Genomic DNA, 18,206 nt, shown 5'->3' on the forward strand with positions numbered 1-18,206 from the left:
GCTGGGTATGCGGCGATGAAAACAGAGCTATTTTATTTGGACAAATCTTTGTCCACGCAGCCTCCCGGGTGATTTCAAGCACACAACCGATCTACGCTATGTCCGCCCTGATCAATCCTCATACCTTCACTCACTGGCACTGTAATGCCGCCCCACACGCCACCGCTGGCCACTGGCTCCGTAGTACAGCCATATCATGCCCCCATCTGCTGCTCACGACGACAAAACTTAGGCTGTGTACGAAAAGCGCCTGCGCGACGATCATGCCGCGTTGCAAACAGGCTCGAATGCTCATTTACAATTCGTAAACTCCGATTCCTCGTCTGTTTTCGCCTGACCTGATCGCCGCTCGGCTACTTTTCGTACAAAACCTAACCGAGTTATACGACAGGGGACAGCTCGCGCACCTTCGGGAGATGGACCAGCGCTTTCCCGTACCGTTTTCAGTGGATCGTGCGGCCCCGGAAGCTGCTCTCCCCCTCACAGAGCTGCCGGAGGTAGAAGGAAAGATCAGCTTTACGCATTGCATAGTCCTTCCCTTGACCAAGCAACAACACGTCTCTGTTTTCCATCATGGTGACCATCTCAAGTTCCGGTAGAGTCAGCTGGCTCCGGTCTCGCCCACGAAACTGGCCCGTTAGGACTTCATTTATGAGTCTGGCCTCATTCATGAAATGATGGGGCTTCGTTTCCTTTCCTATCGCCTGATGTGTTATCACCAATGCTTCGCAGAGGCTTCGGTAGCTCACCGCCGCCTGACGCTGCGCAGCTTCAAGGGCCACAATGTCTTTTGAAATCAGTACATCCATTTGATCCTCGAACCAAATTTCAAAATCGATTGACAGCCACCGTGCATACTGACTGGCCAACTTAGGATGCAGCCAAATACCGCGGACACGCTCATTGCCGCGTCGCGTTACTATCAGTGATTCCGCGAGCACTCCCTTTCTTCTGACCAGGCCAGCGATGTACTGCTTGGTCAGTTCCAATCCGAGCCACTCAGCTGGATTCCTCCCCATGCAGTCGCCTGCGTGAGATGCGTTCATCCACCCCTCAAAGTCGAAACTGATGGAAGCGCCTTCATATTCGAGCGAGACAATCTTGCGCATTTTCATACGGCGGCTCCGACTACCTGGACAAGCATCGGATATGCTCCGAAGGGCACGGCATGAGCGTAGGAAAACTGGCTTGAGTTTCTACCTGTGCGTTGAGGGCTACTCGATGCACAGAGGGGAGACAAAAATGAGAAATGATCGGTCATCGTCAACGTCCTCCGACGTCAGAATGTGATTGACGATGAATATGCTGGCGGTTTTATCCAACGCGTAAAATCGCTGGACGGGGCCGGAAACCTACGTATCCGGCCGGATAGCTAGTTTATTTGTTCGGATCCAATTTTGACGGCCGCCCTCCTCGCTTTGCAGAAGACGGAGCAGCATCCTCGGTTAACCATTTCGCGAGGGTAATGTTCGTTTCAGGCAAAAGCTGAGAATACTTTGGGTCCAAGCTGTTGCGGACTAGCTGAGCCATCTTTCCCGTTCTGCAACCTGCTAGATCTGGGCTTGCCCACAACTCACGTGCGAGCTTGGCCGCCTGCTCCCTTGCTTCGCGCTTAGCCAAGTTTCTGAGTTCAACGTTCGAAGACTTTGAAGCGGATCTAGCGGGCGACGACTGCGGAGATGTCGGCGCCTCGACTCTCACCTTTCGGAGCTGATCATTTTCAAGCGTCAGCATCCTCAGATTTGTTGCCAGGGCTGCGTTCACCACATTAGCCTGAGCCTTGTCTTCCTCCAGCGAAGCTAATCGGGCACGAAGGCTCTCGATCTCTCGATCTCGTGAGTCCATGCCAGGGAGGATAGAAATTCTGTCGGTTTGAATTTTGAGTCGGCGTAACTCAACTCGAATCGCCTCAGGCGTCTGATCATCAAGCTGAGGGTATAGCGGGGTGACGCTTGCTCTAGCTGTGCCAGAGGACCGCATAGCGATTGGTTCAGCAATGCCTGGTTGAAGCGCCACCTGCTCACCTTGGGCAAGCAACCACGCACGGTGGATGAACACGCATTCAGCGCGGACAGCACCTGAATTTGTCTCGATGAGGACCGAAGCATGCTTTGTGACAGCAACATCGAGGTACATGCTTAACTGCGCATAGGTGAGCCCAAACCCAGGGTTCTGCTGACCATATGAGCGGTAGCAGATCAGATCGCTTGAAATGAAGTCGGAGGGCCGGTACGTCTTGATAGCCGCTGCTATGGCGAAAAGTACCTTCGGAGCTTTCTGCCTCAGCGCGGAGATAGAGAACTCCAGGGGAATGAAATCATTGGATGAAAGCATTCACTTGCCTCACATACCTGTCATGAACGGTCAGGTCCCAGAGGCGCGGGACCATCCCACCACTCTCAGCCTGTATGCATATCCATGACGGCATGTTACCAGCAGGCGTGTGCGCGTCCTACAGGGAAATGCTCTATATTCCGACTGCAGCACAAATGTACTCCATCAATTCGGTTACTCGAATCCGATTCACTTATCCACCCCGTCGCCAGCCTGTGAGGTTGATCGTCGGTCAGGCCATCGATGGCCCTACGCCAAGCCTTGTGGCAGAGCACTTCTCCCCGCTGTTTGCACAAAAACCATGCAGTGCATAGTGGGATCACTGGGAAGACCACCAGGTGTTGGGTGTTCGAGCGACCACAGCCCTCAACGCAGTGAATTACCCACCGCGCAGGGTTCTGCAGAAAGATGCTCGTCCCCTACCCAGGCCTATCGCCCACTCACAGCACCGCCCTGGCGGTTGTGCAGTGGTGCAGAAATCTCGACACGTTTAGCCCGCAGGCGTGGCGGGGGGACGATTGCGCGCGCCACGTCCTCCCTCAGCCACCGCACCTACCCTCCCCTGAGATCTAGCCCTCTGCCTGCAGAACCATTCCAGAACGACAACAACTGCTTTTGAAGGTGCCATGCGTTCTGAGCGATTTGGTTTACTCAGGAAGCAGGCACCGTCATGGATGGCATCGGCTGTACCAGGGTTCGAGGGTAAACCCGCTTCCGCAAAGATTTCTTTTGGATAGCTATCAGTCGCGACTCGTTGCTTTAGCCCGTTGGCAGCCGCTCGGCACCGGTGGATGGCGGCCCGTAGCGGCCCTTAGTGATGCGCAGCTTACAGCCGGAAACGACGGTTAAGCTGCCCCAAGATACTGGCATTTCAATATTGACGTTCAGCGTCACGAAACGTAGCCTCAAGGGCTGTTTAGCGCTTGGACAAGGCTCTATATGTCAGGCGATCAACCCTCAACATTAAATAAGGTTATTAAGTGACTGATCTGAGCTTGGAAATAAGGACGGCCTCTAAGCGAGATATACCAGAAATAGTAAATCAAGCCTCAGAGCCTGAATTGCTAAGCATAATAAATTCTGACACTCCCGAAACACTCGATACGCTCGATACGCTTTTCCAAGGGCTGGATCTCCAGTCGTTTTGTAGAATTTTCGCCATAATAGACATAAGTAGACTGCAACAAATTTTAATAAGCGTCAGCGAGCCAGCGATTGCAAATTTCGTAGCTCAGATACAACCAAAACAGCTTTCCAAGCTAATTTCGAACGCCTCTAACGAGTTAATTGGAAAACTTGTGGATTCCGCCAAAACGAAGAAATCTAGATTATCTATCGTAGCGGAACTTCCCATGGGCCAACGAAGACAGTGGCTTGAATACATTCACGACCAAGAAAAATTAATTGCAGAACTAAAACAAAGCACTCATGACTCCTCACAGTCACTGCTGGATGAGAAGCGAAGACTACTAAATGATATTGAAGCAGCCATCCAAAACAAAGAATCTATACTTCGAAATTTTGATGATGAAGCACGCATTAAACGCGAACACTCCGAATCAATGGCGAACAAAGCCAATGAATATCTAAAGGAATTACAGAGCCACATCGCAAAACAGGAAGAACAAATAAAGCTCCGAGAGCTCGAACTTGCCAAGCGAATACAAGAGTTTGAGTTAACCACCAGCAAACAGGTGCAGCAGCGGATCGAGTTAAAAGTCCCGCAATATGTTGAAGCAGCAGTACGCATCCTGGAAGAAAGAGAAGCACACTACCGAGGAAAAGCTAAACTTTGGAGCATCCATGGCTCTATCGTTCTACTTCTGGCAATCACAGGAACCATTGGAATTTCTTTATATGGCTATTTATATGGTGAAAAATTATCCAGCCTAGCTTGGCAAAGTCTCCTTTTCGTCTCATTCAAAGGACTAGTGATCTTGGGAGTTCTAGGGCTATGGGCAAAGCATGCCTTTACCGTAAGCAACGCATACATGCACGAGGCGATTAAAAGAGCCGATCGAGCCCATGCGATTAATTTCGGAAAACTGTACCTGGAAATTTACGGAAACTCAGTGGATCGCAAAGAGCTAATTGACATATTTGAAAACTGGAACATTGCGACCGAAAGCGCCTTCTCCAAAATAACAACTGACGGATTCGAACCGAAGGTATTGGACAAGCTAGTAGAAGTCCTAAAAATCACTGAGCGCAACAAGTAACCCAATGAGACCTTATGCGAACCGAGTTACACTTAATCAATACAAAACAACCGCCCAGCAATTGCGCTTTGTAGCGTGACCTCATGTGGCCGACCTATAATCCACAGCGACCATGCAAAGCAATCACATCGAGAAATTGCAATGATTAAAGGCTACTCAGAGGAAGAGTTTGGCACCACTGTGCACGAGCATGTACGTCCAGCAGAGCCGATTAGCTCCATTGAGCTGCTTAAAGGCCGGCATAAGGAGCTTGAGGAAATACGTCGTGCTTTGTTTGCCAAGGGCCGTCACATGTTCATCTACGGTGATCGCGGCATCGGTAAGTCATCGCTTGCGCAGACTGCTGCTTTGCAATATCAGTCCTCGGACTCGGACATTATTCAGATCGGGTGTACGCGCACTAGCACTTTCTATGAAATCATGCAAAGCATTGCCGCGAGTCTAATCGAAAACTTAGATAACAAGGAAATCCAAACCAAAGCCGGCATTAACCTTAAGTTTTTTAACTTCGAGTTCCTGGCCAAATCCTCATCTAAGCCTGAGGCACCATCAGTATGCAACATGGAACAGGCCTTGAATGTAATATCTGACATCAGAGAGATACACTCGGAAAAACCGATAATAGTCATTGACGAATTCGATGCAATCCAAGAGGCTGAGGAGAGATACAAATTTGCCGAATTCTTGAAGAAAATGGGAGACTCTGGCATCTACGTCCCTATCATTTTTAGCGGAATCGCAGCGTCACTAGACGATGTTCTCGGCGGGCACCAGTCCAGCATTCGCCAGCTATTTCCCATACAGCTTTCGCCGATTTCCTGGGACTCTCGCTGGGACATCTTGGTAGAAGCACTCGAAGCCTTCAATATCGACTACGACGAAGAGATAAAATATCGAGTTGCTGGTATTAGCGACGGTTTCCCCTATTACGTCCACCTGATCACCGAGCATCTACTATGGGCGATTTACGACGATTCTGAGACTTTGCAGCTTGCTAATTTCTCTCATTACAACGAGGCACTACAGAAAGCGGTTGAAACAGTTCAGGAGCATATTCGAAAACCGTATGATCTAGCGACAACTAGACATAGTCAAGATTTTCACCATGCATTGTGGGCCTGTGCAGACACGTCAATTTTGTATCGCAAAACTGACAGTATCTATGCGTCGTACGAACGAATCATTCGCGACCTCAATCATGCCAACCCTCAAGAAACGCTGACCCCTATTGATCGCAAAAAATTCAGCCAGCGCCTCAACACGCTAACCAAACCTAGCCACGGCTCAGTATTGAAAAAGATGAGCGACAATCGTACAGGCTGGTATCAATTCAGTGAAAACATGCTTAGGGGCTATGTGAGGTTGTTGGCGGAAACCAATGGCGTTCAACTCTGGATGGATGAAGCAAAAGTACCGAAACAGCTGATTAATCCACGACCTAGTCCCACGAGCAGTTACCGCCGCTTTCAATCAAGCGTTCCTATAGGTATTGGTCTCAAGGATGACAAGAAAGGCTAAGCACCATTTTTAGCCTGATAGTCAATTCACTGTGCCTTCGCAACAGGTGGGAGGCACTCGTGACTGGAATTTTCTGATATGGGGCCAGAGTCTGCACCGGTCTGAAAAATCTCGCGGCGCCAACCAATGCACGCGCCGAGAAAAGTATCCCATGGAGCCCGCGATCTGGCCGTACCAGACTATCTCAAGAGATATCACCCCCTCGCAGGCATCTCGAAGCATGCGAAACGTACCACCTCTTCTCCGATCCAGTCGTTGACTTGGGCCAAACGTGTCTGGACCGGCTCCAGTTCGTTCATCGTCCAGATCTCCGTCGCCTCCTTGATCGACCCGAACCCGCCAGCGTTCTGGGGCACGATACCCATCAGCTGCGGCGGAATGCGTAGGGCCGCGAGCAAGTCATCCCGGCTGATGTTCTTGATCGCCCCGAAGTCATCCTTCGCCGCTACCTCGCTGATCGGCAGCAGCTGGATGCCATCCTTTTTCCCGTTGGGCGCGTACATGAACAGGTTGCGGAAATTGCCCGGCCCTTTGCTGTTCTTCATCGCATCGCGCAGGTCGTCGACGAACTTCTCGCTGGGGGCCGGATCGGTCATGTAGAGGATGAAGCCGGCGTGGCTGCCGTTCTGGTAGTACTTGCGCCGGAACAACGTGGCGCTTTCGTTCAATAGCGCACTCTGCAGCGCAGGCAGCCACTCGGGCAGCCCGTAGATCTCCTGGTTGATGTCGGCCTCACGCAGGTGGCAGATGCTGCCGGTCTTGAAGACGTGCTCATCCTTCCAGCCCCGCACCTGGTAGTAGGTCTCCACGTCTAGCCCGCGGCGCATGTACTTGGCCAGGCAAGGCTGCAGGCCCATGGCCTGGCCCAGCATGTTGTCGCGCTTCTCCAGGTACAGGTTCCCGCACCATCCCCAGTCCATGACGATCTGCTCGAACGCCTGCCGGCTCAGCAGCCGATGGGGGATGAAGCTGCGCACCAGCATGTTGCGCTTGCGCCGTACTCATCGGTCGCCTGCGCAATGTGATAAAGCTCATGCTCGACCAAGGCGCAGAACTCAGCGTCGGTGCACTGGGCGCAGTAGTCGGCTGCCAGGGTGATCAGGTAGCTCGGCTCCTCGCCGAACCATTGCCGCATCTGCTGCTCTTGCCGGGCCTTCTGCCATCCACCAGCGCGGAACATCAGCTGTTCGGCCTGGCCCAGAATCACCCGCCCCTGCTTGGCGAATCCGCTCGATGCCCACAGCACGCCGATGTTGGCGTCGATCAGGTGGGCGTGCTCGGGATTGTGAATGCTGCCGGTGTCGGCCAGGATCTCGCTCTGTACCCACTCCCACACCCCGGCAGCCGGGCGGAGAGTCAGCCACAGTGATTCGAGCAGGTCGGCCGGAGGCAATGGTCGAGCCATTGGTTACTCCGGTCCGAGTAGCATCGTCAGCTGCTGTTTTGCTGTCAGCGCCATAGGGAATTCTTTGAGACTGGGTGCCTCGCGCAATTTAAAGTGGCTGCTATAGTGTCGGGGCCTCAATCAACAGCCCAATCACTAGCCAGAGAACGGTAAATGGATATTGTGACCCACTGCGTGGATGCTTACAGCAAAGGAGATACCGCGCTACGAAACGGAATTTCAGCTACGGAGGCGAATGTGGCCCAAATGCTCGAGACCTTCAGGCGCGTGCTTCGTGAAGCCGGCGCGCAATCGCCGGAGCTTGCAAGTCTAAATCTGAGCGCCGACTCTGTTTTCAACAAGGACAACCCTGCCGACCTCATAGCGCTAGCTTTTGATGCCTTGACGGACCAAAACCGGAATCCCGAATTGTGGACTGAGTTTCAGGGCAGATCGATCAGAACCGAAATTCTTTCAACTGTCTCGGCGATGCTGAACGGACCGAATGTTCTGGCGCCTGATCAGGAGCGCGGCGTAAACGCAACAGACTACGCTCAGGCGAAAGTTGAGCTGATAGCTCTGCTTTCAAAAAGATATTCGCCATTCGGTCTATAGCGACATTTCGAGCAGCGCGCCACGAACCGATGCATCTCTGTTTTGTGGCGCGCTATCTGCGTCGCGACTGATCGAACAACCTGGCCACGTTGCCCTTCGAGCGCAGCGCCAGGATGAACAGGATCCCGAAGATCAGCGTGCTGGGCACCGAGGTGACCGGCCACTGACCGTACAGTAGGATCGCGCCGATGATGCTCAGCCATTCCTGGCCAAACAGCGAGGCCAGACAGAAGGCGCACAGGCTGGGGAGAAACTTGTAGCTCGAGCCGCCCCGCCGGTACATGAACGCGATGACGAAGCAGATCCCGCCGCAGAATCCGGCATGGGCCAGGGTGATGGTTTGGTCTAGGGTCATTGGCCCCCTCGCTTGGGGAACAGGCTGCCAATCGCTGCTGGCAGCTCGGTTACCCACTTCGGCAGTTTGCCGGTGTTGAACGACTCCAGAACGCTGATACTCACCAGGACCGTCACGAGGCCGCAGCCGAATGCCGCGATACCGCTGGTCTTCGTCCAGGCCTGGGCCAGGATCTCGGCAGAGCCGTAGTACCCGCCGATCCAGCCGACCAGGAGGTAACCCAGGCGCTGCCATAGGGTCAAGTCCTTGGCCCAGAGGACAAAGAGCAGCGAGCTCCCGAAGGCGCAGACAACGGCATTCAGGTCAATTGTTGGCAGGCAGCTGGCAAGGGCGATACCTCCAGCCCCTACAACTGCACAAGCTGCTGGGGTAGCGGCATCGGCCATGTTCAGTCCCTTAGTGTTTGTAGCGGAATGGCGCCGGGCCGCGGAGGTCGAGGCCGGTGGCGAGTACCCATAGCGCGAAAAAGGAGGATGCCAGCGCTCAGTGCGGCAGCCAGGAATGTGGCCCGGCGCTCTTGGGCCGAACCGTCGGGCCTTTTGAGGCCCTGAATGATGAAGACGCAGCCAAGGAAGACATTGGCGCTGATGTCGCGGTGCAGGGCGTAGCTGGCCAGGGCCATGGCGAATGCCAGGAAGCTCCATGCGGTCGATGGCTTCATGCACACCCCAGCAGACAACAAAAACCCTGCGCTAGGCAGGGTCAATGAATCCAAGTCAGTTACTGGGGAATTACTCCCTCACCTCAACGTCAGAAATTTTCGCCTCCGCGAACGCAACGGTGGCTGGAGCGGAAAACTTCCACGTTTCGCCAGGGCCGATGTCCTGCCCTATCGCAAGAGTATTGCCAACTACCTGCCCTTCATCGTTGTACAGCTTGAGCTTGATAGTGACGGTGGACAAAGTGCCATTGGTGACATTTTTGGCAAGACCAGCAGGTGAGCCGTAAGGTGCGGTCTTGGCGATATGGAAATCCGACACACTCACACGATAGTCGGCAAAGGCTGGCATTGCGAGCAGAGATGCAACGAGAACGAGAACTTTACGCATGATGGGATCCAAAAAAATGGGCCCCCTCAAACTCCTATATCACCACGACAATGTCAATATAGTGGCGTCGCTTTTTGGACGGCTAATTTTTCACGGCAACAAAAAACCCGACGCTATGGCCGGACTTTGTGGGTCAATCCTCAACACGCGCAGGAATGACAGGATGAGCAAATAATGTTGCATCGTTGCACGCGTGTCAAGCGACATCTGCCATCAAAATGCCTTCGTCCTCCAGAATCTTGCTGGCAGCCACCAGGGCCTCGGCCACCATCTCGTCCAGCACATTCTCTATAGCCTTCTTCCAGCGCCAATAAGTGGTCCGATTCAGGCCCTGACCGTCCCAGGTGTTGATGTCGTAGAACTCGGCCGGCAGCACGATCATGTCGGTGGAGCGCTTCACGTACTGCTCGCGGCGTGCCCGGTCTTCGCCATCCGCTACCGACTGGCCAGCCAGTTGCTTCCGCACGGCATCGGTAAGTGCATCAAAGTCAGCGCGATCACGGGCAGATCTGCTTGCCACCTCTCGGCCCGACTGAGCCTGCACGCCCTTCACCGGAGGAATGGCCCAGGCGGTGACCGCCTTGTACCGGAACAGATTCGGCGCCTGAGTGGCGATCAAGGGCACCAACTTGCCGATCGCCTCCACCTTCTTGGCCTTGTGGGTCGAGAACCTGGCCGTCAGCGCGCTCCAGTGACGCGGGATCAACTTGCTGTGCAGGCGGGCGTGCACCCAGCAGTCCACGAGCATCGCAGCATCCTTGCCGGTGATCTCTCCCTTCAGCTTCGAGGCCTGCACCTTTGGCTCGAAGTCGCCACCACCTACACCGCTCACGGTATCCGCCGCCAGGGCGCGAACCACTGCTGCCAAAACGCTTTGGTACTTCATTGCCCGTTCTCCTTCTTTCGGCGATTCGCGATGAGCTGGCCGCGCGTGACGCACCAGGTGGAGCTGATGAACATGGCCAGCAGGAGCAGGCCGACGATTTGTTCGATGGACCAGGTCATGCGACTTTCCTCTTGAGGTCACGGAGTTTTTGTTGGTACAGCGCCTTGATGGCCTGCAGGTCTTCGATGGTCAGACGCTGGGGCTTATGAGGCCCTTCCAACCAATCCACTCGGTCAGCGCCGATTCGCTTCACCAGGCGGATGCGGTACTCGACCGCGTTCCCAGACAGGTTGCGGTTGCACTTCACGCACTGCCGGTGGACGTTGAGCGGCTCGAAGCGGAGCTCTGGGCATGCGCCGACCGACCGGTAATGGCCGGCGTCCCAGCGGCTGCCGGTGATGAGGTCATGATCGCTCGGCAGCGAGTCGCAGCTGATGCACGGCAGGCCGGCGTCGCGCTCGCGGATGTAGGCGTTGAACGCGGTCTGGGCCTCAGCCATGTGCTCGCGGCGGGTCTTCAGCTTCTCCCGGCGCTCCTGCAGGTCCTGGCGCTTCTGCTTGGTGATGGCCTTGGCCGCGATCTTCTGCAGCTTCGGGTCCTTGGCCATGGCCTTGGCACAGGCGATGCTGCACACTTTCTGAGTGGTCATGGACGGCTTGAAGGGCTTGCCGCAGCCCGGCGCCTTGCACTTCTTCGGCTTGATCTCGGCTACGCGCATGGCTCGGCCTCCTTGGCTTTCTGCTGCTCGGGGGCGAAGTCGCCGCGCAGGGGCATGAGGTGCCGGGGCTCATGGATACCGAAGTCGAAGCACACAGTCTCGCCGTCGATTACGGCCACCAGCCCTTCCCCGCTGATTGTCCAGCAGGGGACGTCGTCCTGCCGATACATGCGACCGTTCGGCGCCAGGTAGATATCGCCAGGCTCAACGTACTCGCGCAGCTCGCCGTGCTTTCCGATGTTCTCGGTCAACGAGTTGGCTCCCACGATGACCACAAGGTCGCCTGGCTTGAATTTATGGCTCATCAGTACCGCCCTCCCCACCGATCCGGCTCAGTCCAGCGCACGCCATGCTCGGCGCCGAAGGCATGCATCACTTCGAACAGGTCGCTGAACCATTTCTGCGACTGCTTGCGGGTCGAGACGCCAAGGACGACGAACCCACCGTCGATACCAGGCACCGCGTCCTACTTCTGCACCGCCGCGCTGAAGATGTGCTTCCAGTCCTCGTCAGTGATCTTGCGGCCGTACCACTCCACCTGCTGGGAGACGTCGCGGAGCATGGCCCACATCTTCCGGTTGCAGGCGTCCGGGCGCTTCTCGTCCGTGATGACCACCACCTTGGCTTGGTCAGGTCGATGGCGTGCAGGGCGCCGTAGAGGCGGTTGAGGTCCTGTGTGCTGCGAATAGCGAACTCAGACATTCGCCACCTCCTGCAGCTGCTGCTCCGCGGCGCGCACCCGGGCATTGAGCTGACTAATCTCTTCCAGCAGGCCCAGTGCGACCTCCTCCACCGTCGTCTCGCCGAGGAACTCGTCCAAGGCGTCCGTGTGGCGCTCGAGGGCATCACTGCCAGCGCGCCAAGAGGCGACTACCGACCACAGCAGGGGCTGGAGTTTTTGCTTGTCGATGGTCATACCCCCTCCCCGGCCAGCTGCCCGGCGCGCTTGATGTTCAACTTGGCCAGTAGGCTGGCGCGGCACTGGGCGGCGCTGGTTGGGATCTGCTGGATCTCCAGCAGGTGGACCTGCTTCTGGGCGGCGTATTCATCGGCCAGCTGGGCGGCGCTCTTCTGGCTGTCGTGGCCGATGCCGGTGGCGATGTCACCCAGCGGCTCGCCAGACACCAGCATGCGGATGGTGATGTCGTAGGCCCGGGCGAAGACCTTCTCGGCCCGCTCGACCTCCATCGAACCCAGGTTCTGCGCCTCGCACTGCAGGGCCGCGCGGCGCACAGCTGCGTGCGACCAGGTGCGGGAACCTGCCCTGCTAGGGTGGAAGTTCTCCAGCGCCTCGGCCAGGGCTCGTGCAAGCGGCGGAATACCCATCTCTTCCGGCGTCGGCTGGCACAGCTTGATGAACTTGCCGCTGCTCGGGGCGAAGTCGGTACCCAGCACCCGGCACTTCTGGATGCGGAAGCGGATCTGCTCGAGCGTGTTGATACGCCTGGCCACTGACGGTGAGCAGAGCCAGTTGTCGCTGCTGCTTGAGCGTCTGCTGCTGCAGCGTAGGGAGAGAGGTGTGCGCGGCCCTTACCTGATCAACACAGAGGACGGCCGAAACGTCACCAAGTCGATGCTTCGACTCCGATGGGATGACGCGAGAAAGGCGGCGGCAGACAGGGCGATTGAGGACATGGGCCCGGCCCTGGCCGATATGATCAAGGGCTTCCAGTTCCGAGACATCCGCCCAAAGGCCGCCAGCGAAATCGAGGACCTGGCCCATGCAAGCAGGCTTATCGGCCACACCGACAAGCGTATCACGGAGGTGGTTTACCGCCGCGTCGGCTAGGTTGTAAAGCCCACCCGGTGATGGGTTCAACAAGCCAAGTTGCGGAACACCACTAAAAAGATGCGGAACACAGGCGCGAATCGTCTGGCGTAAACGCATACCCCAGAAACACGAAAAGCCCCGAATTCAGGGGCTTTTGTATGGCGGAAGCGTAGGGATTCGAACCCTAGGATAGTTGCCCATCGACGGTTTTCAAGACCGTTGCCTTAAACCACTCGGCCACGCTTCCAGCTTGTTTTGCGGCGGCAATCATACCGTAATGTAACAAGCTGTCAAACTCTCTGTGTCGCGCCCTGCGACAGCTCTGATATGCTCTGCCTCATACGTTCCACTACCGCCGGTCCCGGACCGCGGTTTCACCCCAAAGGAGTGCGCCATGCGCGAACAGGATTACGCCGTCCAACACGGCCAGCAGGTCGAGCAGCAGGAGGTCAGCAAGGTCCTGCGCAACACGTACAGCCTGCTGGCCCTTACCCTCGCCTTCAGCGGCATCATGGCCTTCGTCGCCCAGCAGATGCGTGTCGGCTACCCGAACATCTTCGTGGTGCTGATCGGCTTCTACGGCCTGTTCTTCCTCACCAACAAGCTGCGTGATTCGGCCTGGGGCCTGGTGTCCACCTTCGCTCTCACCGGCTTCATGGGCTTCATCCTCGGCCCGATCCTCAACCGCTACCTGGGCATGGCCGGTGGCGCCGAAGTGGTCAGCTCGGCCTTCGCCATGACCGCCCTGGTGTTCGGCGGCCTGTCGGCCTACGTGCTGATCACCCGCAAGGACATGAGCTTCCTCAGCGGCTTCATCACCGCCGGCTTCTTCGTCCTGCTGGGTGCCGTGGTGGCCAGCTTCTTCTTCCAGATCAGCGGCCTGCAACTGGCGATCAGCGCTGGCTTCGTACTGTTCTCGTCGGTCTGCATCCTGTTCCAGACCAGCGCCATCATCCATGGCGGCGAGCGCAACTACATCATGGCCACCATCAGCCTGTACGTGTCGATCTACAACCTGTTCGTCAGCCTGCTGCAGCTGTTCGGCATCATGGGCCGCGACGACTGATCGACTCGGTCGACAGCGCCTCACAGAAAGCCCGCTTCGGCGGGCTTTTTCGTGCCTGCTGAACAGAGCCTTTACGGTCTTGGGGGGCTCGGATGGGGCGCGACCGCATTAGGGCCGCCAGGTGCTCGCCACAGCCCTTGCAGCGCCTATCAGATCGCGCCGCGCGGGCGGCGCGCGATCTGATAGGCGCTGAAGCTCTAACGTCGAACACTTTGGAAGGCCTGACCGCAAAGCCGGCAAAGATTGACTTAAAAGTCAGCTTATTACCCCATTCCCCTTCGATTGTGCCGCCATCGTGCTTGCCTCTACCCCTATGGGCTTTCTGCCCGTAGAATGCGCTCCTTTTTTCTTCCGGGGCGGCATTTTCCCATGAGTTCACACGAACACGGCCCAGGCGCGGCGGCGCCTGCCAATGAACTGGTCCTTGGCCTCGAGGACAAGCCTCGCCTGCTGATCGGCCTGCTGGCGGCGCTACAGCACCTGCTGGCGATCATCGTGCCGATCGTCACGCCGGGCCTGCTGATCTGCCAGGCGCTGGGCGTGTCGGCGCGTGACACCAACCTGATCGTGTCGATGTCGCTGGTGATCTCGGGTATCGCCACCTTCGTCCAGTGCAAGCGCTTCGGGCCGTTCGGCGCCGGGCTGCTGATCGTCCAGGGCACCAGCTTCAACTTCGTCGGCCCGCTGATCGCCGGCGGCGCGCTGATGGTCAAGCAGGGCACACCGGTCGAGAGCGTGATGGCGGCGATCTTCGGTGTGGTCATCGCCGGCTCGTTCGTGGAAATGGGCGTGTCACGCATCCTGCCCTTCGTCAAGCGCCTGATCACCCCGCTGGTGACCGGTATCGTCGTGCTGATGATCGGCCTGACCCTGATCAAGGTCGGCCTGATCAGCATGGGCGGCGGCTTTGGCGCCATGGCCAACGGCACCTTCGCCGATGGCGAGAACCTGCTGCTGTCGGGCGTGGTACTGGCGATCATCGTCATCCTCAACCGCATTCCGGTGGTGTGGATGCGCAGCTGCGCCATCGTCATCGCCCTGGCCGTGGGTTATGCCCTGGCCGGCTACCTGGGCCGCCTGGACTTCACCGGCATGCACCAGGCCGCGCTGTTTCAGGTGCCGACGCCGCTGCACTTCGGCCTGGGCTTCTCCTGGTCGCTGTTCATCCCGATGCTGGTGATCTACCTGGTCACGTCGCTGGAAGCCATCGGTGACGTGACCGCTACCAGCAAGGTCTCGCGCCAGCCGGTGGAAGGCCCGGTGTGGATGCAACGGATCAAGGGCGGGGTGCTGGTCAACGGTGCCAACTCGCTGCTGGCCGGTCTGTTCAACACCTTCCCCAGCTCGATCTTCGCCCAGAACAACGGCGTGATTCAGTTGACCGGCATCGCCAGCCGCCATATCGGCATCTGGATCGCCGTCATGCTGATCCTGCTTGGCCTGTTCCCCAGCGTCGCCGGGGTGATCCAGGCGGTGCCGGAGCCGGTGCTCGGTGGCGCGGCCATGGTGATGTTCGGCGCCGTGGCGGCCTCGGGCATCAATATCCTCGCCAGCACCCGCCTCGACCGCCGCGCCCTGCTGATCATCGCCGTGTCGCTGTCGCTGGGCCTGGGCGTGGCCCAGGTGCCGGAGTTCCTCGCACACATGCCGGCGGCGCTGCGCAACGTGCTGGAGTCGGGCGTCGCCACCGGCGGCATCTGTGCCCTGCTGCTCAACTGGTTCCTGCCCGAGGGCAAGGAACAGGCCTGAGCCGCGCCCGCCAGAGCACAAAGCCCGCGCCCACCAGCGCGGGCTTTTTGCTTTATCATGGCCGCATTCATTTGCACGAGCCTTCCATGAAATTCGCCATCGCGGTCTTTTCCCCGGCCCATGCGCCCTCCTCGCTCCGCGCCTTGCGCTTTGCCGAGGCGGTGCTGGCCGGCGGGCATGAAATCGCCCGATTGTTCTTCTACCAGGATGGGGTGCACAGCGCCTCGGCCAACATCGTCACGCCCCAGGACGAACTCGATGTGGCCGCGCAATGGCGCGCCTTCGTCAGCGACCACCGCCTGGACGCCGTGGTGTGCATCGCCGCGGCCCTGCGCCGGGGCGTGCTCGACGACACCGAGGCCAACCGCTACCAGCGCCCGGCGGTGAACCTGCCGATGCCATGGGAGCTGTCCGGCCTGGGCCAGCTGCACGAAGCCGCGCAACTGGCCGACCGCCTGGTCTGCTTCGGAGGTGATTGAGATGGCCAAGTCCTTGCTGATCATTAGCCGCCAGGCGCCATGGAGCGGCCCGTCCGCCCGCGAGGCGCTGGACATCGCCCTGGCCGGTGGCGCCTTCGACCTGCCGCTGGGCATGCTGTTCCTCGATGACGGTGTGTTCCAGCTCGCCGCCGGGCAGCAACCTGATGCCCTGCAGCAGAAGAACCTGACCGCCAACCTCCAGGCCCTGCCGATGTTCGGGGTCGAGGAACTGTTCGCCTGCGGCCACAGCCTGACCCGTCGTGGGCTGGACGGCGACGCCCTGGCGCTGCCGGTCGAGGTGCTCGACGCTACCGCGCTGGCCGCGCTGATTGCCCGTTTCGACCAGGTGGTGACGCTCTGATGACGACCCTGCATGTAATCGCCCACTCGCCCTTCGGTGACGAGCGCCTGGCCAGCTGCCTGCGCCTGCTGGGCCCGCAAGACGCGCTGCTGCTGTGCGGCGACGCCACCTACGCGCTCAAGGCCGGCAGCGAGCCGTTCGCCGCCCTGCAGGCCGCCAACCTCGGCGCGCGCCTGTTCGCCCTCGACGAAGACCTGCAGGCCCGCGCCCTCGACAGCCAGTTGGCCAAGGCCGTGGACTACGCCGCCTTCGTCGAACTGTCCCTGCATCACGACAAGGTCAACAGCTGGCTATGAGTACCCTGACTGTCGGCGATCGCCACATCGCCCTGGACAAGGACGGCTTCCTGGTCGAGCTGCAGGACTGGTCCCACGAAGTCGCCGAGGCCCTCGCCACCCGCGAAAGCATCGCCCTGACCGCGGACCACTGGGAAATCCTCGAGCTGCTGCGCCAGTTCTACCAGGAGTACCAGCTGTCGCCGGCCACCCGCCCGCTGATCAAGTACACCGCGCTCAAGCTCGGTGCGGAAAAAGGCAACAGCCCGCACCTGAACCGCCTGTTCAACGGCACTCCCGCCAAACTTGCCGCCAAGCTGGCGGGCCTGCCCAAGCCGACCAACTGCATATGACCGAGCCACAGCTGAACGACGTACGCCCGCTGACCCTGGAAACCCCGGCCGAACACCCGTTCGCCGAATTCGTGCGCATCCTCGGCAAGGGCAAGCGCGGCGCCCGCGGCCTGACCCGCGAGGAGGCGCGCGCCGCCATGACCCTGCTGCTCGAGGGCAAGGTCGAAGACACCCAGCTGGGCGCCTTCCTGATGCTGCTGCGGCACAAGGAAGAAAGCGCCGAGGAACTGGCCGGCTTCACCGAGGCCCTGCGCGCCCACCTGCAGGCGCCGCGCATCGCCGTCGACCTCGACTGGCCGAGCTACGCCGGCAAGAAGCGCCACCTGCCCTGGTACCTGCTGGCGGCCAAATGCCTGGCAGGCAATGGCGTGCGTATCCTGATGCACGGTGGTGGCGCCCATACGGCAGGAAGACTGTACACCGAGCAGCTGCTCGACCTGCTGGACATCCCGCTTTGCCGTGACTGGACAGCCGTGGAGCAGGCCCTGGACAGCCGCCGGCTGGCCTTCTTCCCGTTGCAGGACTGGGCGCCGCAACTGCAACGCATGATCGACCTGCGCAACACCCTGGGCCTGCGCTCGCCCATCCACTCGCTGGCCCGGGTGCTCAACCCGCTTGCCGCCCGCTGCGGCCTGCAGAGCATCTTCCACCCCGGTTACCAGGCCGTGCACCGCGAAGCCAGCCGCCTGCTCGGCGATCATGCCGTGGTCATCAAGGGCGACGGTGGCGAGATCGAGGTCAACCCGGATGTCATCAGCCACCTGTACGGCACCTCGGCCGGCGAGGCCTGGGACGAAGAGTGGCCGGCGCTCAGCGCCCAGCGCCATGTGAAGCCGGCCAGCCTGCAGCCCGAGCACCTGCTGGCGGTGTGGCGCGGCGAGGCGCAGGACAGCTACGGCGAACTGGCCGTGGTCGCGACCATGGCCCTGGCCCTGCGCGGGCTCGGCCAGGAACGCGAGCAGGCGTTCGGCAATGCCCGCACCTACTGGGCCGCCCGTAAAGACATCGAATAAACCGATAGGAATAGGGCAGTCTTTGCGCTATTTCTTCGAACGCTTTGCCCTAGACTGAGCT

The 18,206-nt window shown here is 58.6% G+C and carries 23 protein-coding genes, 1 tRNA gene and 3 pseudogenes; 11 read left to right on the forward strand and 16 right to left on the reverse strand.

Translation table 11 applies throughout. The features are described from left to right. Positions 1 to 443: 443 nt before the first annotated feature. Both AC0MAZ_RS19500 and AC0MAZ_RS19505 read right to left on the reverse strand, forming a co-directional pair. Positions 444 to 1,115 carry a KilA-N domain-containing protein gene (locus AC0MAZ_RS19500; protein WP_475858884.1) on the reverse strand — a complete coding sequence of 224 codons (672 nt, stop codon included), beginning with the start codon at positions 1,113 to 1,115 and terminating at the stop codon, positions 444 to 446. 262 nt (positions 1,116 to 1,377) lie between these two features. Continuing rightward, positions 1,378 to 2,334, reverse strand: a complete 957-nt coding sequence (locus tag AC0MAZ_RS19505) for a hypothetical protein (protein ID WP_475858885.1) — start codon at positions 2,332 to 2,334, stop codon at positions 1,378 to 1,380. A 980-nt stretch (positions 2,335 to 3,314) separates the two neighbouring features. Here AC0MAZ_RS19505 and AC0MAZ_RS19510 point away from each other — a divergent pair. Both AC0MAZ_RS19510 and AC0MAZ_RS19515 read left to right on the forward strand, forming a co-directional pair. Continuing rightward, the gene (locus AC0MAZ_RS19510; protein ID WP_475858886.1) at positions 3,315 to 4,553 is read left to right on the forward strand and encodes a hypothetical protein; all 1,239 of its coding nucleotides are present in this window, start codon (positions 3,315 to 3,317) and stop codon (positions 4,551 to 4,553) included. 141 nt (positions 4,554 to 4,694) lie between these two features. Continuing rightward, the gene (locus AC0MAZ_RS19515) at positions 4,695 to 6,071 is read left to right on the forward strand and encodes an AAA family ATPase (RefSeq protein WP_475858887.1); all 1,377 of its coding nucleotides are present in this window, start codon (positions 4,695 to 4,697) and stop codon (positions 6,069 to 6,071) included. A 194-nt stretch (positions 6,072 to 6,265) separates the two neighbouring features. On the opposite strand, the gene AC0MAZ_RS19520 is transcribed toward AC0MAZ_RS19515, so the two are convergent. Both AC0MAZ_RS19520 and AC0MAZ_RS19525 read right to left on the reverse strand, forming a co-directional pair. Further along, a complete protein-coding gene (locus AC0MAZ_RS19520; protein WP_475858888.1) occupies positions 6,266 to 7,054 on the reverse strand; it encodes a phage portal protein in 789 nt (262 codons plus the stop codon). 2 nt (positions 7,055 to 7,056) lie between these two features. Beyond that, positions 7,057 to 7,476: pseudogene (locus AC0MAZ_RS19525) on the reverse strand (putative metallopeptidase); the annotation flags it as partial. A 153-nt stretch (positions 7,477 to 7,629) separates the two neighbouring features. On the opposite strand from AC0MAZ_RS19525, the gene AC0MAZ_RS19530 reads away from it, so the two are divergent. Continuing rightward, complete coding sequence (locus AC0MAZ_RS19530) at positions 7,630 to 8,070, forward strand: hypothetical protein (RefSeq protein ID WP_475858889.1); 441 nt, start codon at positions 7,630 to 7,632, stop codon at positions 8,068 to 8,070. A gap of 52 nt (positions 8,071 to 8,122) precedes the next feature. Here the strand turns inward: AC0MAZ_RS19530 and AC0MAZ_RS19535 are convergent, their stop codons facing one another. From AC0MAZ_RS19535 to AC0MAZ_RS19585, 11 genes and pseudogenes are all read right to left on the reverse strand, one after another. Then, the gene (locus AC0MAZ_RS19535) at positions 8,123 to 8,425 is read right to left on the reverse strand and encodes a phage holin family protein (RefSeq protein WP_023379912.1); all 303 of its coding nucleotides are present in this window, start codon (positions 8,423 to 8,425) and stop codon (positions 8,123 to 8,125) included. Next, positions 8,422 to 8,811, reverse strand: coding sequence for a putative holin (locus AC0MAZ_RS19540; RefSeq protein WP_051555722.1), 390 nt, complete (start codon positions 8,809 to 8,811; stop codon positions 8,422 to 8,424). Before AC0MAZ_RS19540 ends, AC0MAZ_RS19535 begins: the two co-directional genes overlap by 4 nt. A gap of 2 nt (positions 8,812 to 8,813) precedes the next feature. Then, positions 8,814 to 9,086 carry a hypothetical protein gene (locus AC0MAZ_RS19545; RefSeq protein ID WP_475858890.1) on the reverse strand — a complete coding sequence of 91 codons (273 nt, stop codon included), beginning with the start codon at positions 9,084 to 9,086 and terminating at the stop codon, positions 8,814 to 8,816. Between the two features lie 70 nt (positions 9,087 to 9,156). After that, the gene (locus AC0MAZ_RS19550; protein ID WP_475858891.1) at positions 9,157 to 9,474 is read right to left on the reverse strand and encodes an FxLYD domain-containing protein; all 318 of its coding nucleotides are present in this window, start codon (positions 9,472 to 9,474) and stop codon (positions 9,157 to 9,159) included. Between the two features lie 196 nt (positions 9,475 to 9,670). After that, on the reverse strand, positions 9,671 to 10,360 hold the full coding sequence (locus AC0MAZ_RS19555) for a hypothetical protein (protein WP_475858892.1): 690 nt from the start codon (positions 10,358 to 10,360) through the stop codon (positions 9,671 to 9,673). After that, on the reverse strand, positions 10,357 to 10,479 hold the full coding sequence (locus AC0MAZ_RS19560; RefSeq protein ID WP_475858893.1) for a hypothetical protein: 123 nt from the start codon (positions 10,477 to 10,479) through the stop codon (positions 10,357 to 10,359). Before AC0MAZ_RS19560 ends, AC0MAZ_RS19555 begins: the two co-directional genes overlap by 4 nt. Next, on the reverse strand, positions 10,476 to 11,078 hold the full coding sequence (locus AC0MAZ_RS19565; protein ID WP_475858894.1) for a recombination protein NinG: 603 nt from the start codon (positions 11,076 to 11,078) through the stop codon (positions 10,476 to 10,478). Before AC0MAZ_RS19565 ends, AC0MAZ_RS19560 begins: the two co-directional genes overlap by 4 nt. Then, on the reverse strand, positions 11,069 to 11,383 hold the full coding sequence (locus tag AC0MAZ_RS19570; protein WP_475858895.1) for a hypothetical protein: 315 nt from the start codon (positions 11,381 to 11,383) through the stop codon (positions 11,069 to 11,071). Before AC0MAZ_RS19570 ends, AC0MAZ_RS19565 begins: the two co-directional genes overlap by 10 nt. Next, positions 11,383 to 11,780 (reverse strand): annotated as a pseudogene (locus AC0MAZ_RS19575) (recombination protein NinB). The gene AC0MAZ_RS19570 and the pseudogene AC0MAZ_RS19575 overlap by 1 nt, the downstream one beginning before the upstream one ends. Next, positions 11,773 to 11,994 carry a hypothetical protein gene (locus AC0MAZ_RS19580; protein ID WP_475858896.1) on the reverse strand — a complete coding sequence of 74 codons (222 nt, stop codon included), beginning with the start codon at positions 11,992 to 11,994 and terminating at the stop codon, positions 11,773 to 11,775. The pseudogene AC0MAZ_RS19575 and the gene AC0MAZ_RS19580 overlap by 8 nt, the downstream one beginning before the upstream one ends. Beyond that, positions 11,991 to 12,533: pseudogene (locus tag AC0MAZ_RS19585) on the reverse strand (replication protein P); the annotation flags it as partial. The gene AC0MAZ_RS19580 and the pseudogene AC0MAZ_RS19585, both read right to left, overlap by 4 nt. Here AC0MAZ_RS19585 and AC0MAZ_RS19590 point away from each other — a divergent pair. Beyond that, positions 12,511 to 12,867: a site-specific integrase gene (locus AC0MAZ_RS19590; RefSeq protein ID WP_475858897.1), complete on the forward strand. Its 357-nt coding sequence runs from the start codon at positions 12,511 to 12,513 to the stop codon at positions 12,865 to 12,867. The pseudogene AC0MAZ_RS19585 and the gene AC0MAZ_RS19590 overlap by 23 nt on opposite strands. A 141-nt stretch (positions 12,868 to 13,008) precedes the next feature. Here the strand turns inward: AC0MAZ_RS19590 and AC0MAZ_RS19595 are convergent. Further along, positions 13,009 to 13,096: transfer RNA gene (locus AC0MAZ_RS19595), tRNA-Ser, on the reverse strand. A 147-nt stretch (positions 13,097 to 13,243) separates the two neighbouring features. Here AC0MAZ_RS19595 and AC0MAZ_RS19600 point away from each other — a divergent pair. The 7 genes from AC0MAZ_RS19600 to AC0MAZ_RS19630 all read left to right on the forward strand — a co-directional run bounded on the left by AC0MAZ_RS19600 (position 13,244) and on the right by AC0MAZ_RS19630 (position 18,145). Continuing rightward, positions 13,244 to 13,915, forward strand: coding sequence for a Bax inhibitor-1/YccA family protein (locus tag AC0MAZ_RS19600; protein WP_028692373.1), 672 nt, complete (start codon positions 13,244 to 13,246; stop codon positions 13,913 to 13,915). A 369-nt stretch (positions 13,916 to 14,284) separates the two neighbouring features. Continuing rightward, the gene (locus AC0MAZ_RS19605) at positions 14,285 to 15,664 is read left to right on the forward strand and encodes a nucleobase:cation symporter-2 family protein (RefSeq protein ID WP_110733680.1); all 1,380 of its coding nucleotides are present in this window, start codon (positions 14,285 to 14,287) and stop codon (positions 15,662 to 15,664) included. An 86-nt stretch (positions 15,665 to 15,750) separates the two neighbouring features. Continuing rightward, positions 15,751 to 16,143, forward strand: coding sequence for a sulfurtransferase complex subunit TusD (gene tusD, locus AC0MAZ_RS19610; protein ID WP_475858898.1), 393 nt, complete (start codon positions 15,751 to 15,753; stop codon positions 16,141 to 16,143). Position 16,144: 1 nt separating this feature from the next. Further along, the gene (gene tusC / locus AC0MAZ_RS19615; protein WP_475858899.1) at positions 16,145 to 16,504 is read left to right on the forward strand and encodes a sulfurtransferase complex subunit TusC; all 360 of its coding nucleotides are present in this window, start codon (positions 16,145 to 16,147) and stop codon (positions 16,502 to 16,504) included. Beyond that, positions 16,504 to 16,800, forward strand: a complete 297-nt coding sequence (gene tusB, locus AC0MAZ_RS19620) for a sulfurtransferase complex subunit TusB (RefSeq protein ID WP_475858900.1) — start codon at positions 16,504 to 16,506, stop codon at positions 16,798 to 16,800. The genes tusC and tusB overlap by 1 nt, the downstream gene beginning before the upstream one ends. After that, a complete protein-coding gene (locus tag AC0MAZ_RS19625) occupies positions 16,797 to 17,132 on the forward strand; it encodes a TusE/DsrC/DsvC family sulfur relay protein (RefSeq protein WP_028692378.1) in 336 nt (111 codons plus the stop codon). The genes tusB and AC0MAZ_RS19625 overlap by 4 nt, the downstream gene beginning before the upstream one ends. A gap of 29 nt (positions 17,133 to 17,161) precedes the next feature. Then, on the forward strand, positions 17,162 to 18,145 hold the full coding sequence (locus AC0MAZ_RS19630; protein WP_475861467.1) for a glycosyl transferase family protein: 984 nt from the start codon (positions 17,162 to 17,164) through the stop codon (positions 18,143 to 18,145). Positions 18,146 to 18,206: the final 61 nt, after the last annotated feature.

The organism is Pseudomonas sp. A, from assembly GCF_056270345.1.

What these genes read in the sequence shown, in the direction of transcription:
- AC0MAZ_RS19500 (WP_475858884.1), bottom strand. Translation starts at nt 1,115, where the DNA reads ATGAAAATGCGCAAGATTGTCTCGCTCGAATATGAAGGCGCTTCCATC.
- AC0MAZ_RS19505 (WP_475858885.1), bottom strand. Translation starts at nt 2,334, where the DNA reads ATGCTTTCATCCAATGATTTCATTCCCCTGGAGTTCTCTATCTCCGCG.
- AC0MAZ_RS19515 (WP_475858887.1), top strand. Translation starts at nt 4,695, where the DNA reads ATGATTAAAGGCTACTCAGAGGAAGAGTTTGGCACCACTGTGCACGAG.
- AC0MAZ_RS19520 (WP_475858888.1), bottom strand. Translation starts at nt 7,054, where the DNA reads ATGCTGGTGCGCAGCTTCATCCCCCATCGGCTGCTGAGCCGGCAGGCG.
- AC0MAZ_RS19530 (WP_475858889.1), top strand. Translation starts at nt 7,630, where the DNA reads ATGGATATTGTGACCCACTGCGTGGATGCTTACAGCAAAGGAGATACC.
- AC0MAZ_RS19535 (WP_023379912.1), bottom strand. Translation starts at nt 8,425, where the DNA reads ATGACCCTAGACCAAACCATCACCCTGGCCCATGCCGGATTCTGCGGC.
- AC0MAZ_RS19540 (WP_051555722.1), bottom strand. Translation starts at nt 8,811, where the DNA reads ATGGCCGATGCCGCTACCCCAGCAGCTTGTGCAGTTGTAGGGGCTGGA.
- AC0MAZ_RS19545 (WP_475858890.1), bottom strand. Translation starts at nt 9,086, where the DNA reads ATGAAGCCATCGACCGCATGGAGCTTCCTGGCATTCGCCATGGCCCTG.
- AC0MAZ_RS19550 (WP_475858891.1), bottom strand. Translation starts at nt 9,474, where the DNA reads ATGCGTAAAGTTCTCGTTCTCGTTGCATCTCTGCTCGCAATGCCAGCC.
- AC0MAZ_RS19555 (WP_475858892.1), bottom strand. Translation starts at nt 10,360, where the DNA reads ATGAAGTACCAAAGCGTTTTGGCAGCAGTGGTTCGCGCCCTGGCGGCG.
- AC0MAZ_RS19560 (WP_475858893.1), bottom strand. Translation starts at nt 10,479, where the DNA reads ATGACCTGGTCCATCGAACAAATCGTCGGCCTGCTCCTGCTGGCCATG.
- AC0MAZ_RS19565 (WP_475858894.1), bottom strand. Translation starts at nt 11,078, where the DNA reads ATGCGCGTAGCCGAGATCAAGCCGAAGAAGTGCAAGGCGCCGGGCTGC.
- AC0MAZ_RS19570 (WP_475858895.1), bottom strand. Translation starts at nt 11,383, where the DNA reads ATGAGCCATAAATTCAAGCCAGGCGACCTTGTGGTCATCGTGGGAGCC.
- AC0MAZ_RS19580 (WP_475858896.1), bottom strand. Translation starts at nt 11,994, where the DNA reads ATGACCATCGACAAGCAAAAACTCCAGCCCCTGCTGTGGTCGGTAGTC.
- AC0MAZ_RS19600 (WP_028692373.1), top strand. Translation starts at nt 13,244, where the DNA reads ATGCGCGAACAGGATTACGCCGTCCAACACGGCCAGCAGGTCGAGCAG.
- AC0MAZ_RS19605 (WP_110733680.1), top strand. Translation starts at nt 14,285, where the DNA reads ATGAGTTCACACGAACACGGCCCAGGCGCGGCGGCGCCTGCCAATGAA.
- tusD (WP_475858898.1), top strand. Translation starts at nt 15,751, where the DNA reads ATGAAATTCGCCATCGCGGTCTTTTCCCCGGCCCATGCGCCCTCCTCG.
- tusC (WP_475858899.1), top strand. Translation starts at nt 16,145, where the DNA reads ATGGCCAAGTCCTTGCTGATCATTAGCCGCCAGGCGCCATGGAGCGGC.
- tusB (WP_475858900.1), top strand. Translation starts at nt 16,504, where the DNA reads ATGACGACCCTGCATGTAATCGCCCACTCGCCCTTCGGTGACGAGCGC.
- AC0MAZ_RS19625 (WP_028692378.1), top strand. Translation starts at nt 16,797, where the DNA reads ATGAGTACCCTGACTGTCGGCGATCGCCACATCGCCCTGGACAAGGAC.